This window comes from Mariniluteicoccus endophyticus, from assembly GCF_054780035.1.
Window position 1 is genome coordinate 134,938 of the sequence record NZ_BAAGXC010000015.1, and the last position, 12,245, is coordinate 147,182.

13 protein-coding genes, 1 tRNA gene and 1 pseudogene are annotated in these 12,245 nt (G+C 67.9%); 9 read left to right on the plus strand and 6 right to left on the minus strand.

The window, feature by feature from the left end; genetic code table 11:
- Positions 1-8: 8 nt before the first annotated feature.
- Positions 9-1,175, plus strand: a complete 1,167-nt coding sequence (locus tag ACYVGD_RS05225; protein WP_460741934.1) for an acyl-CoA dehydrogenase family protein — start codon at positions 9-11, stop codon at positions 1,173-1,175.
- A 73-nt stretch (positions 1,176-1,248) separates the two neighbouring features.
- Here ACYVGD_RS05225 and ACYVGD_RS05230 read toward each other — a convergent pair whose 3' ends face one another.
- Both ACYVGD_RS05230 and ACYVGD_RS05235 read right to left on the minus strand, forming a co-directional pair.
- Positions 1,249-2,166: an aminoglycoside phosphotransferase family protein gene (locus ACYVGD_RS05230; RefSeq protein WP_460741935.1), complete on the minus strand. Its 918-nt coding sequence runs from the start codon at positions 2,164-2,166 to the stop codon at positions 1,249-1,251.
- Positions 2,163-2,804 carry a 5-formyltetrahydrofolate cyclo-ligase gene (locus ACYVGD_RS05235; RefSeq protein ID WP_460741936.1) on the minus strand — a complete coding sequence of 214 codons (642 nt, stop codon included), beginning with the start codon at positions 2,802-2,804 and terminating at the stop codon, positions 2,163-2,165. The genes ACYVGD_RS05230 and ACYVGD_RS05235 overlap by 4 nt, the downstream gene beginning before the upstream one ends.
- An 18-nt stretch (positions 2,805-2,822) precedes the next feature.
- On the opposite strand from ACYVGD_RS05235, the gene glp reads away from it, so the two are divergent.
- From glp to ACYVGD_RS05270, 7 genes are all read left to right on the plus strand, one after another.
- A complete protein-coding gene (glp, locus tag ACYVGD_RS05240) occupies positions 2,823-4,139 on the plus strand; it encodes a molybdotransferase-like divisome protein Glp (RefSeq protein ID WP_460741937.1) in 1,317 nt (438 codons plus the stop codon).
- A complete protein-coding gene (gene moaC, locus ACYVGD_RS05245; RefSeq protein WP_460741938.1) occupies positions 4,132-4,620 on the plus strand; it encodes a cyclic pyranopterin monophosphate synthase MoaC in 489 nt (162 codons plus the stop codon). The genes glp and moaC overlap by 8 nt, the downstream gene beginning before the upstream one ends.
- The gene (locus ACYVGD_RS05250; RefSeq protein ID WP_460741939.1) at positions 4,613-5,104 is read left to right on the plus strand and encodes a MogA/MoaB family molybdenum cofactor biosynthesis protein; all 492 of its coding nucleotides are present in this window, start codon (positions 4,613-4,615) and stop codon (positions 5,102-5,104) included. The genes moaC and ACYVGD_RS05250 overlap by 8 nt, the downstream gene beginning before the upstream one ends.
- Positions 5,105-5,120: 16 nt before the next feature.
- The gene (locus ACYVGD_RS05255) at positions 5,121-5,795 is read left to right on the plus strand and encodes a GNAT family N-acetyltransferase (protein WP_460741940.1); all 675 of its coding nucleotides are present in this window, start codon (positions 5,121-5,123) and stop codon (positions 5,793-5,795) included.
- Between the two features lie 3 nt (positions 5,796-5,798).
- Entirely contained in the window at positions 5,799-6,560 is a 762-nt protein-coding gene (locus ACYVGD_RS05260; RefSeq protein ID WP_460741941.1) for a hypothetical protein, read from the plus strand.
- Positions 6,561-6,607: 47 nt separating this feature from the next.
- Positions 6,608-6,683: transfer RNA gene (locus tag ACYVGD_RS05265), tRNA-Ala, on the plus strand.
- 325 nt (positions 6,684-7,008) lie between these two features.
- A complete protein-coding gene (locus ACYVGD_RS05270; protein ID WP_460741942.1) occupies positions 7,009-7,308 on the plus strand; it encodes a hypothetical protein in 300 nt (99 codons plus the stop codon).
- On the opposite strand, the pseudogene ACYVGD_RS05275 reads toward ACYVGD_RS05270, so the two are convergent.
- The 4 genes and pseudogenes from ACYVGD_RS05275 to erm all read right to left on the minus strand — a co-directional run.
- Positions 7,234-8,265 (minus strand): annotated as a pseudogene (locus ACYVGD_RS05275) (recombinase family protein); the annotation flags it as partial. The gene ACYVGD_RS05270 and the pseudogene ACYVGD_RS05275 sit on opposite strands and share 75 nt — an antisense overlap.
- Before the next feature lie 484 nt (positions 8,266-8,749).
- Complete coding sequence (locus ACYVGD_RS05280; protein WP_460741943.1) at positions 8,750-9,127, minus strand: helix-turn-helix domain-containing protein; 378 nt, start codon at positions 9,125-9,127, stop codon at positions 8,750-8,752.
- Positions 9,128-9,219: 92 nt separating this feature from the next.
- The gene (locus ACYVGD_RS05285; protein WP_353663376.1) at positions 9,220-9,735 is read right to left on the minus strand and encodes a helix-turn-helix transcriptional regulator; all 516 of its coding nucleotides are present in this window, start codon (positions 9,733-9,735) and stop codon (positions 9,220-9,222) included.
- Positions 9,654-10,472, minus strand: a complete 819-nt coding sequence (erm, locus tag ACYVGD_RS05290; protein ID WP_259850579.1) for a 23S ribosomal RNA methyltransferase Erm — start codon at positions 10,470-10,472, stop codon at positions 9,654-9,656. The genes ACYVGD_RS05285 and erm overlap by 82 nt, the downstream gene beginning before the upstream one ends.
- 414 nt (positions 10,473-10,886) lie before the next feature.
- Between erm and ACYVGD_RS05295 the strand changes: the two genes are divergently transcribed.
- Entirely contained in the window at positions 10,887-11,753 is an 867-nt protein-coding gene (locus tag ACYVGD_RS05295; protein ID WP_460741944.1) for a hypothetical protein, read from the plus strand.
- Positions 11,754-12,245: the final 492 nt, after the last annotated feature.

Consider the following 12,245-nt stretch of genomic DNA (forward strand, 5'->3'; position numbering starts at 1 on the left):
TCACGGACATGGCTTCCACCGTCCGCGAGCTGTACGCGCTCGACTCCGTCCTGAACGAATCCGAGGCCGCGATCGTCGACGCCGTGGCGTCGTGGGGGAAGACCCATGTCGCCGACCACATCGGTGAGTGGTTCGACACCGGGCACGTGCCCGTCCGCGAGCTGGCGAAGACGCTGGGTGACCTTGGTGTGCTGGGCATGCATCTGGAGGGCTACGGCTGCCAGGGGTCGACGGCCGTCGAGTACGGCATGGCGTGCTTCGCGCTCGAGGCCATCGACTCGGGCATCCGCTCGTTGGTGTCGGTGCAGGGCTCGCTGGCGATGTTCGCGATCTGGCGCTTCGGGTCGGAGGAACAGAAGCAGGAGTGGCTCCCGCGCATGGCCGCCGGCGAGGCCATCGGCTGCTTCGGCCTGACCGAGCCCGACTTCGGCTCGAACCCCGCAGGCATGCGTACGCGCGCCCGCCGCGACCGAGACGACTGGGTCCTTGACGGCACGAAGATGTGGATCACCAACGGCTCGGTCGCCGACGTGGCCGTCGTGTGGGCCCGCACCGACGACGGCGTACGCGGTTTCGTCGTCCCCACCGACACCCCCGGGTTCTCGGCTCCCGAGATCCATCAGAAGATGTCGCTGCGGGCCTCGGTGACCTCCGAGCTCGTCCTCGACGGCGTACGCCTGCCCGCCTCGGCGATGCTGCCCGAGGCACAGGGGCTGCGCGGTCCCCTGTCGTGCCTGAACGAGGCCCGCTTCGGCATCGTGTTCGGCGCGATGGGTGCCGCCGACGACTGCCTGGAGACCGCCCGCCGCTACGCGATGGAGCGCGCTGTGTTCGACCGTCCGCTGGCGTCGTTCCAGCTCACGCAGGGCAAGCTCGCCGACATGGCCGTCCAGGTCGGCAACGGAGTCCTGCTGGCGCTCCACCTCGGCCGCCTCAAGGACGACGGCGGCGTACGCCCGGAACAGATCTCGCTGGGCAAGCTGAACAACACGCGTACCGCGATCGCCGTGGCCCGCGAGTGCCGCACGATCCTGGGGGCGAACGGCATCTCGCTGGAGTACCCGGTGATCCGCCACGCCAACAACCTGGAGTCGGTGCTGACCTACGAGGGCACCGCCGAGGTCCACCAGCTGATGATCGGCCAAGCGCTGACGGGGGAGTCGGCCTTCAAGTAACCCTCACAACAGGTCGAGAACTCCTCGACAGCCCCGCCAACGCCTGTTATGGAGTTTCGGCCTGTGATGAGCGTCAGTCCTCCATGGCCTTCATCAGGGCGATGGCCAGCGTGACGCCGTCGCGGTCGCCGTCCTCGTGGGCCCACAGGGCGTCGATGGACGTCATGACGATGGTCCACAGCCGGGCGTCGCGCTCGTCGACGCCCATGGCCTCGCTGACGACCTCGAGGCGGCGGCGCACCAGGTAGCGGAGCTCCGAGCCGGTGCCCAGCTCGTCGACGCGGTTGCGCAGCAGCGGCAGCACCTCCGCGCCGGGGTGGCCGGCCATGGGCTTGGGGTCGATCGCCAGCCAGGGCTCACGCTCGGCGCCCGGCACGTTCCAGTAGTGCAGGTCGCCGTGGACCAGCACCGAGTCGCACGCCGGGTCGCGGGTCAGCTCGCGGCCGAGTGCGAGCGCGCGGTCGAGGAACCGCGGCGGCAGCACCCCGCGCGTCGTCCGCAGCCGCTCGTGGTTGCGGCGGACGTGGCGGCTCAACCGGGGCACGTTCGGCGGGGGAGCGGTGGCGTGGAGCCGGGCGAGCAGGTCGCCGGCGATGCCGCAGGCCTCCTCGTCCCACAGGTCGTCGAGCGTGCGGGTGGCGTCGAGGCGTTCCAGCAGCAGCGCGCCGCGTCCGGGGTCGGCGGCGACGAGGTGGACGATGCCGTTGCCGTCCCAGGCGCGCAGGCCCAGGTGCTCGCCGCGCGACTCCCGGTGGGGCCAGCCGATCTTGAGCACCAGCGGCTCGTCGTCGCGCGCGACGGGCAGGACCACCGAGGTGTGGCCGCTGCGGAAGCCGCCCTCCCAGACCAGCGACCACTCGTCCAGCAGGTCGCCCGCCAGCGTCGGCACCGTGTCGAGCCAGGCCGCGCCGGTCGGGCCGCCCTCGGCGGGCCGCGGCCCCATGCGGGCGAGGAGCTCGGCGGGCAGGTCGTCGCGGCGGAACGGGGTCACGCGCAGCGGATGGTCCGGGTGGGCGTGATGATCACGTCCACGGGCAGGTCCCACTCCTGCATGGGCAGCGCGGGCATGACCTCGTCGTCGTTGAGCAGGGCCACGACGGGGACGGCGGGGTCGGCGTGGAGCCGCGCCCGGTCGTACCAGCCGCCGCCGACGCCGAGCCGGTCGCCCAGCGGGCTGCCCGCGAGCGCGGAGCAGACGATCACGTCGACCTTCGCCAGCGCCTCGGCGCCCAGGCGGGGGCCGGTCGGCTCGGGGATGTCGTTCCAGCCGGCGCGCAGGTCGTCGGGGCCGGTGTACCAGGCCCAGTCGGGCTCCTTGCGCAGCACGGGCAGGAGCACGCGGGCGCCCCGCGCGGTGAGGGCGCCGACGAGCTCGAGGGTCGACGGCTCGGGCTCCACGGACAGGTAGCACGCCACGCGCAGCGCGTCGACGTCACCGAGGAACTCGAGCACCCGCTGCGTACGCGCGGTGTCGTGGGCGCTGCGGTCGGTGTCGGGGCGGGCGGCGCGGCGTCGGCGTACGGCATCGCGGAGGATGTCCTTGGCCTGGGCGAGGGCGGCGTCGTCGGCCTCGGTGTGTGGACCGGTCCCGGTGGGGCCGGTGCGTCCTGCGGGGCTGGGCGGCAGCATCGCCCTATCGTAAGGGCCATGGCACTGTTCGGTCGCAAGAAGAAGGCCCCCGCGCCGCTCCCGGAGGAGCCGAAGCCCACGCTTCCCACTCCGCCGGAGCCGGACGCCAACGGATTGCGCCCGTGGGAGGCACACCGCGACTACCTGCTGTCGCTGGTCTACCCGCTGCCGCCGTTCGGCATGCAGATCCTCGACTCGCTGGGCCTGTCGATCTGCGAGGACATCACGGCCGACCTCGACCTGCCGGGCTTCGACAACTCGGCTATGGACGGGTACGCGGTCCGGGCCGCCGACCTCCACGCCGCCAGCGAGAAGAACCCGAAGGTGCTCGCCGTCGTCGGCGAGATCGCGGCCGGCACAGTCGCCGACAAGCCGCTGCCGCCCGGCACGGCGATGAAGATCATGACGGGTGCGCCGGTGCCGGAGGGCGCCGACACCGTGGTCCAGTACGAGCTCACCGACCGGGGCTCCGACGACGTGCGGATCTTCGCGCAGGTCGAGCAGGGAAAGAACATCCGTCGCCGCGGCTCCGACATCGCCGAGGGCGAGGACCTGCTGAGGTCGGGCCAGGTCATCGACGCGCGCACCGTCGGGCTGCTGGCCGGCATCGGCATCGACAAGGTGCTCGTACGCCCGCGTCCGCGCGTGGTGATCATCTCGACGGGCAGCGAACTGGTCGATCCCGGTCTTCCGCTGTCGGAGCTGGGTCAGCTCTACGACTCGAACTCCTTCCTGCTGGCGGCCGCTGCGAAGGCCGCCGGCGCCCAGGTGTTCCGCGTCGGCCTCGTCGCCGACGACCCCGAGGTGCTCGCCCAGACGATCAACGACCAGCTGGTGCGCGCCGACCTGATCGTCACCTCCGGCGGTGTGAGCCAGGGCGACTGGGACGTCGTGAAGTCCGTGGCCCCCGAGCTGGGCCCGACCGACTTCTGCCAAGTCGCCATGCAGCCCGGCAAGCCGCAGGGCATCGGGCTCATCGGTGAGGACATGACCCCGTTGATCATGCTCCCGGGCAACCCGGTGTCGTCGTTCGTGTCGTTCGAGGCGTTCGTGCGCCCGGTGATCCGCAAACTCATGGGGGTCACGCCCCACGACCGCGAGCCGATGCGGGCGATCACGTCCACCATCATCCGTTCCATCAAGGGGAAGGCCCAGTTCTTGCGGGGCGAGGTCACGACCGACCGCGGGGGCCGGCGTACGGTGGCGCCGATCGGCGGCCCGTCGTCGCACCTGCTCGGCAACCTGCAGCGCAGCAATGCCCTGATCGTGATCGACGAGGACACCGAGGTGATCCCCGCCGGGGAGCCGGTCATGGTCTGGATGCTCGATGACTGACACCGGTCCCGGGGGCCTGACCCACCTCGACCCGCGCGGCCAGGCCCGCATGGTCGACGTATCCGACAAGCAGGTCACCGCCCGTTCAGCGACGGCTGCGGGACGCGTACGCCTGTCGGCCGAGTGCGTGGCCGTGCTGCGCTCGGGCGACGTGCCGAAGGGGGACGCGCTGGCCGTGGCCCGAATCGCCGGCATCCAGGGGGCCAAGCGCTGCCCCGAGCTGATCCCGCTGTGCCACCCGATCATGACCAGCGGCGTCGAGGTGACCGCCGAGGTCGTCGACGAGGGTGTCGAGCTGCGTGCGACGGTCCGCACGATGGAGCGCACCGGTGTCGAGATGGAGGCCCTGACCGCGGTTTCGGTGGCCGCGCTCACCGTGATCGACATGGTGAAGGCCATCGACAAGCTGGCGGTCATCGAGGCCGTACGCGTCGTCGCGAAGTCCGGGGGTCGCAGCGGCGACTGGACCCGCGATGAGTGAGGTCGACGAGACGACGACCCGCGCCCGCGTCATCACCGTCTCCACGCGCGCCGCGAACGGCGTCTACCCCGACCGCTCCGGCCCGATCCTCGCCGAGGCGCTGGCCGGGCTGGGCTTCGAGGTCGACCCGATCATGGTCGTGCCCGACGGCCCGGAGGTCGAGGCGGCGCTGCACGAGGCGATTGCCGCGGCCGACGTGGTGATCACCACCGGAGGCACCGGCATCAACCCGAAGGACCGTACGCCGGAGGCGACCCGTCCGCTGCTCGACCTCGAGATGCCCCACCTGGTCGCCCAGATCGCGCAGGTCGGCGTCGCCAAGGGCCTGCCGACGGCACTGCTGACGCGTGGCCTGGCGGGCGTGGCCGGGCGTACGCTCGTGATCAACCTGCCGGGCTCGTCCGGCGGCGTACGCGATGCCCTGACCGTGCTCGAACCCGTGCTGCCGCACGCCGTGAGCCAGCTGCGCGGCGGGGACCACTGAGCCGGAGGAGGCTGCGTTGAGGCAGTGGCCGGTCGAGCTTCGCCACGGGGGCGTGGTGCTGCGCCCGCTGCGCAACAGCGACGCGCGCGAGTGGCTGGAGGTACGCCGCGCCAACCGCGAGTGGCTGCGTCCGTGGGAGGCGACCGTGCCACCGGGTGCCGAGCCGGGACCGCCGACGTTCCGTGCGCTGGTGCGCACGCTGACTACACAGGCGAAGGACGGCCGGACGCTGCCCTGGGCGGTGTGGTGGGACGAGTCGCTGGGCGCCGACTGGCGCGTACGTCCCCGCCTGGCCGGGCAGCTGACCGTCAGCGGCATCCTGCGGGGCTCGGCGCAAAGCGCACAGGTCGGCTACTGGGTCGACGAGCGGCTCGCAGGGCGAGGCATCATCCCGACGGCCGTGGCGCTGGCGACCGACCACTGCTTCCGGCGGCTCGGCATCCACCGCATGGAGGTCGCGATCCGCCCTGAGAACGTGAAGTCGCTGCGGGTGGTGAAGAAGCTGGGGTTCCGTGAGGAGGGGCTGCGGCCCGCGTACCTCCACATCGACCATGCGTGGCGCGACCACCTGGTGTTCGCGCTGAACGCCGAGGAGGTGCCCGAGGGGCTGCTCGCCCGACACCTGGCGAGACAATCCGCCGACACCCCACAAATGTCAACCCCGCCAGGGGATCCAACGCCTAACTTGTGACGTGTGGGGACAACGGGACTGATCTTCGGCGCAGTGGCGCTCGCGTGGCTGGCGTACCTGGTCCCCATGTGGGTGCGCAGGAACAGCTCTGCACCCGCCACCTCGATCGATCTTGACGAGCGGTTCTCCGACTCGGTCCAGCTCGTCCGTGACGAGGCCGATCTCGAGGTGGAGCACCGCGGTGAGGACCACGAGGTCTCGACCCCGCTGACCCGACGCGCCCAGTTGACCGCGCTGAAGCGTCGCGACGGCCTCGCGACCGCCCGCCGCCGCTCGCTGTTCCTGCTGATCATGATCGCGCTCGTCGTCGTGTCGGGCCTGTCGATCGCCGGCGTGCTGCTGCCGTGGGCTCCGGCGATCCCGGTGGGCCTGCTCGGCCTGTACGTCGTGATGGCGCGCGTGAACATCCGCTCGATGGACCGTGAGCGCCGTGAGATTCTCGATGCGCTGAAGGGCTTCGAGACGCGTACCGAGGAGACGGTGGTGCTGACCGCCGGGGACCTCGAGACCGTACGCACCGTCCCCGGCTCGTCGAAGGTCACCGAGGTCGACCTGGGCGCCCCCAAGCCGTCCGAGGGCGGCGCCATCTGGGACGCCGTGCCTGTCACTGCGCCGACCTACGTGCAGACGCCGACGCCGCCGCGTACGGTGCGCACGATCGACCTGTCCGCGCCGTCCGTGCCCAAGCCCGTCACCGCCGACCCGCGCTCCGCGCAGACCGCCGCCGAGGTCGAGGTCGAGCACAAGAAGGCCGTGGGCGAGTAGATTTCACCTCGGCGTGGAGCAGGGTGTAGAGTGGCTTCTCGCAACAAGGGGCTATGGCGCAGTTGGTAGCGCGTCTCGTTCGCAATGAGAAGGTCAGGGGTTCGAATCCCCTTAGCTCCACCAGATCAGACGTATTAGAACACCTGACATCGGTTGATGTGGGTGCGAGGGCGGCGAACGGCTCGTTGAGCTGGATCGCCGCTTTTTCGTCTTCGGTGATGAGGATGCGTTGGTAGAAGGCTTGGTTGGCGAGGCGCTTGCCCAGGTCGTCGGTGCGCTCGTACATCCGGGCGCAGTCGGCGAGGAGTCGTAGTGCGGTGGCGAGGTGTTGGCGGGGCCCGTCGTGGTCGTGCCGTTCGGCTTCCAGCCGGCGAGTGACGTCAGCCAGCGCGATCCTGATCCGGTCCTGGTGCCGTTTCAGGGTGGGTAGGTCGATGGCGTCGGCGAAGTGGGCTTCGAGGAGCTTGTCTGCTTCGGCTTCCAGCCGCTGCCTGGTGGCGGTGAGGTCATCGATGGCCTGCGACCGTTCAGCCAGCCGCTCATCGAAGGCCGCCTCGACCCGCTCAGCGAGCTGCGCATAGGTGCTTGGGCTAATGGCGATCTGTTGGTAGCAGTCGGCGACGAGTTGTTCGGCAACGCCGACGGGCACTGCCTTCCTCCTACACGTTGTCTTTCGGGTGGCTCGGCCGGTGCAGATGTAGTAGGCATAGCGGATGCCTTGTTTGATGCGGGCGTAGTCGAGCTGTAACCGCGACATGCAGGTGCCGCAGTACAGGGTGCCTTTCAAGTAGTGGTCGTGTTTGCGGCGGCGTTCCCCAGCGGTTGCGCGGGTGTCCAGGAGGGTCTGGACCTGCTGCCACGTCTCCGCATCGATGATGGGTTCGTGTGCGCCGGGGTGAAGGGCGCCTTGGTATCGGACCTGCCCGATGTAGTACGGATTGCGCAGCAGCTTGAAGAACGTGGAACGCCCCACCGGCCCAGATGGTCGCTTCGGGGTCGGCACGGTGGTCAATCCTCTCGCGGTGGCTTCGGCGAGGAGGTCGGGGACGGTGTGCTCGCCTTTGGCGTAGGTGTCGAAGACCCAGCGGATGAGCGGTGCTCGGTCGGGGTCGATCTCAACCGTGCGGTACTCCCGGCCGTGCGCGTCGCATTTGCGGACGTTGCGGTAGCCGATCGGTGCCCGGCTCGGTGTGCCGCCTGCGGCGACTTTCTGGGTCATGCCTTTGGTGACTTCGGCGGCGAGGTTGCGGGAGTAGAACTCCGCAATTGAGGACATGATCCCGTGCAGCAGCATGCCGGAGGGGGTTTCGTCGATGTTCTCGGTCGCGGAGACCAACTGGACGCCGGCGTCGATGAGGTGGCGGTGGATGTCGACATCATCGAGCCGGTTCCGGGCCAACCGATCGACCTTGTGCACGATGCAATAGGTGACCTGATGGGTCGCGATGTAATCCAGCATCCGTTGCAGCTCGGGCCGTTTCGCCGAGCGGGCTGACTCGCCGGCGTCGACGAACTCGGCGACCACCTGGGCGTTGAGGGTGTCGGCTTTGCGGCGGTTCGCCTCCCGCTGTGCCGGGATGGAGAACCCTTCGTCGCGGCCGCCGGTGGTGGCTTGTTCCTTGGTGGAGACCCGCTGATAGGTCACCGCCGTCACCCGCCCCTCACCCGAGACGGTGGTCAGGCTCTTCGTGTCCGCGGTCGTCATAGTCGGTGGTCCTCATCATCGAGCTTGCATCGGGTTCGGACTGCGGGGTCTGGTCGTGGAGACAATCGGCCAGGTGCAGCACCAGCGCCACCAGCCGGTCCAAGTCCGGCTCGCCCCGGGGCACAGGTTCGGCGATCAATCGGCGCCCGGTGTCGGTGGTGCGTGCATACCTCATGCCCCACAGGTGGACACCCCACCCCCGAGAGGAAGCCGGTGGTGGTGACGGTTCCGGAGAATTTCCGGAACCGGTCGCTCCGCCGGAGCATGGCGGGACGGTGCGAGGTGGGGTGGTTCACGGCGGGGGAAAATTTCCCCAGCCGTGCATCCCAACTCGAATGGTGCACGATCAGTACTGCCTCGCAGCGGCCCCCGACACAGGGGTCCCACTGACGGCTCGCTATGAAGGTGCGCGCTGCGGCCCTCGCAGGATGCCGTCGCGGTGGCCTCCACGACTACGTCAGGTGAGGGGTACATGTCGAGCAGATCAGCCATGGATGAGCGGATCACCGTCCGATCTGCCCGTATCCCGGTCATCGTCCCTGACGGGGAGGGGTTGTCCGCACCACAAGCAGCCGGTCAGGTCGTCTGCCGTCTGTCGGGTCCGCTGGCGGTACTCGGCCCGATACGCGGTCGGGGTGACTCCCATGATCTTGGCGAACTGCTCCGCAGCATGACCACGATTCCGCCACCCCACCCGGACCCCAATCTCGGCGATCGTCATGTCCGACTCCCCCAACATCCGAGCCATCTCCCGCACCCGCAACCGAGCCAGCAACATGATCGGCGGGACGCCGAACTGCTCCACGAACAGGCCCCCGAGCCGCGACGGCGACAGATGGGCATCCTGTGCGAGTTCGGCCAAGGTCCACCGGTGAGCGAGATCAGCTCGCATCCGAATGACCGTGTCACGGATCTCTGTCCTGGTAGGGCCGAGGCCAGAGTGCTCTGTGGCCGTCATCGGGGCAACTCGCTTCGCTGTCCACAGCACGGGCATTTCAGGCTTGCTCGTTGGGTCGCGGTACGTCGATACGCGGATGGGCTGACCCCGACGATGGCGGTGAACTGTCGTGCGGCGTGGCCGCGGCTGCGCCAACCGACCTGTGTCATGGCGACACCGATCGGAAGATCAGTCTCTATCAGGAGCTCGGCCAGTCTGTGGGCGCGAAGGTGAGCCAGGTACTGGATGGGAGGCATCCCGAAACGTTGGCTGAAGGCCCTGCCCAATTGTGACGTAGACAGGTGCACGAGGTCGGCAAGGTCACGAAGTCGCCAATCCCGTCCGGGGTCTTGAGCGAGGAGCCGTGCTGCATGGTGTACTGCTGTCTCAGTCGGGCACGCATGGCTGGGGGTGGTCTCGTCCGGGCAGACTCGCCACGAGGGGTCGATGCTCATCGCCGCCGCCTTCCTGAGGACGACTGCGTGCGGCGGGACGGTGGCGAGGAGCCCGTGGTCTTGAACAAGTCCACCCATGCCTCGACGGGCAGGTCCTTCGGCAGTCCGGCAGCGTTCACGCCCTGGCGTGTCAGCCACGCCTGTGCCGCCTGTGGCGAGCCGAGCGAGGTGTTGCGTGCGAGGATCTGGGCCAGCCCACGTCCGGGACCGGTGTAGACGCGGTGGACCAGGGCGTGGAACTGGCGTCGCTCGGCCGGAGTCAGCAGCGGGTGTTCGCGGCGGTGGATGGTGAGGATTCCGCCGTCGACGCCCGGACGTGGGGTGAACGCGCGAGCGGGAACACGACTGTGCAACGTGAAGGTGAACCAGGGCGCCCATTGCGCGGTCATCATCGTGGCACCGCCAACGCCCGCTCTGCGCCGCGCAACTTCCCATTGCACGAGCACGATGGCATCGGTCCATGCCGGGGCGTGCAGGATGCGTCGCAGCATTGCCGTGGTCTGGTGAAACGGCAGGTTGCCGACGAGCACATGCGCAGACGTGGGAAGCCGGTAGGTCAAGAAGTCATCGGCGACGACCTCCACGTGCGACGGGAGCCGTTGGGCCAAGCGTCGGGCGAGCCGGGTGTCGATCTCGACGGCTGTGACCGGTCGCCCGAGCTGGGCCAACGGCGAGGTGAGTGCTCCGTCACCGGGGCCGATCTCGATGATCGGGCCCTCGGTGGCGGACACGAGCCGGGTGATCGTGGTGACGGTGGATGGGTCAGTCAGGAAGTTCTGGCCGTGCTCATGACGGCCACCTCGATAGGTAGGCACTGTTTGCTCCGTGGTTGTTGCGGAGCCGGGCACGCTGAAAGAGCCGCCCGGCCGTGATCACCGAGGGCGGGAGCAACAACGCGTGGAGTGTGCTCGCCGCCGTTAGCGGCTGCGCAGACGCAGCGAAGCAGTGCCGTAAACCAACATGCCAACCAGCGTAGGCGACCCCATCGCCACTCGGCGACCCAATAACCCGTCCATGCGTCAAAGACGCGCAGATCCGTATCACCACCGGCCAGAACCAGCTCACAGTCTGTCCGTGCCCGACGAGCCTCCACACCTCCGCGAGTGACCCCATAGAGCTGCCACGCGTCTTGCAGATCGAGGAAGTTGCGCGGAATCGACCGCGACCCTGGGGCCTCCTTGCGCCACCATCCTGGGCGGGCACCGGAGAGCGTGGTATCCATGTGTTCTATGGCCGAGATCATGTTTCGCGACTACCGTGATTATGTTGACAACCGAGTTCAGGTCAACAACGCGATGATGGCGCTGCTGGCCGGTTCGAGGTTGGCTGCACACACGCTGTCCCTGACAGTGGGCTCAACCTCAACCCTGGCGGAGGTCTTCCCAGCCGTCGAACACATCAAGCGCTTCAATCTGAGGAGCGACTCTGCTCGTAGCCTCCTTGGCCATGCCGATCAGCACATCGCTTCTGTCGCGATTCCCTATGCGCTGGCGACGCACGAGGAGTTCGTCACGAAGATGCTGGAACTCTTGAAGAGTGAAGGTCGGAACCTGATTACACATGGTAAACAAGTCAAGGCTTGGAACATGCATGAGGTGCTGTTCGAGACTTGTGGCCATTCAAGACCCGTCGAGTGGCTGGAGACTTTTCACGTAATCAGAGAGATTCGCAACTCAATCATCCATGCTGGCGGACTTGTCGACAGTCGACTCGCTGATGCTATATCCGGCATGGGGGCAGATGCGCGCTCTGGGTGGTTGAAGCTAAACCTTAACACCCTTCCGGAGGCGATGATCGACACTGAAGGCCGACTGGTCCTGGCCGCAGAGAATGTGTTTACGGCCTTCGCGGTAACGAAGCGGATGGGCCGAGAGATTAACGCCGCTCTGGCGGAGGAGCTGGATGCGAGAGCCTGGGCGCGGTTAGCGATGAACGACTTTCATGAGTCGACAACGAAAACCCGAAACTCCACGGGGTGGCGGCGATCTGCAACCGGCTTTGTGAGGCAGTACTACGGCCCCGCAGGAATCGTGGAGAGCGATATTGAACAGGCGGCCAGAGAGTTAGGATTCTGGACCATCCCCGTCTGGTCCTGAGAAAGGAAAAATAGGGGGCTCTTCCTATTGAGCTACACCAAGCCGAACGCTTGGGCCGGGACTCGAACCCGGGTCACCCGCTTTCTGTGGAAACCCTGGTCATGAACCAGCGGAGTCGTTACTCCGATTTCCTATCCGCAGTATAACACGGGCCCCTGACTCGGTCGTCTACCGGCGTCACGATCTGCAAGAGGCGTGGCCGCTGGGTTGGTCGAGTCACGGTGCTAACCTGGCTCAGATTTGAGGAAGTGCGCCGGTCCATACTGTGACAGCGACCAGCGGCCCGCCTGCCACTCTGGGGCGCTTGTTCCGCTCTCGTCGATCCGGACCCAGCGAAGATCTGTCTGATGTCGCTCTGCATTGACGGTCAGTCTGACGTCAGTGTGCGCGACTGCTGCCGCCACGTGGCGGACGCGGAGGATTTCCGGCTCATCCCAAAGCAGGGTGGGTTCTGAATCCGCCGGTCTCGAGTAGGCATCGGGCGATGTAGTT

Coding starts and splice junctions, on each gene's coding strand:
- ACYVGD_RS05250 (WP_460741939.1), top strand. CDS start 4,613: ATGAGTGAGGTCGACGAGACGACGACCCGCGCCCGCGTCATCACCGTC.
- moaC (WP_460741938.1), top strand. CDS start 4,132: ATGACTGACACCGGTCCCGGGGGCCTGACCCACCTCGACCCGCGCGGC.
- ACYVGD_RS05285 (WP_353663376.1), bottom strand. CDS start 9,735: ATGGGTGGACTTGTTCAAGACCACGGGCTCCTCGCCACCGTCCCGCCG.
- ACYVGD_RS05295 (WP_460741944.1), top strand. CDS start 10,887: ATGGCCGAGATCATGTTTCGCGACTACCGTGATTATGTTGACAACCGA.
- ACYVGD_RS05235 (WP_460741936.1), bottom strand. CDS start 2,804: ATGCTGCCGCCCAGCCCCGCAGGACGCACCGGCCCCACCGGGACCGGT.
- glp (WP_460741937.1), top strand. CDS start 2,823: ATGGCACTGTTCGGTCGCAAGAAGAAGGCCCCCGCGCCGCTCCCGGAG.
- ACYVGD_RS05225 (WP_460741934.1), top strand. CDS start 9: ATGGCTTCCACCGTCCGCGAGCTGTACGCGCTCGACTCCGTCCTGAAC.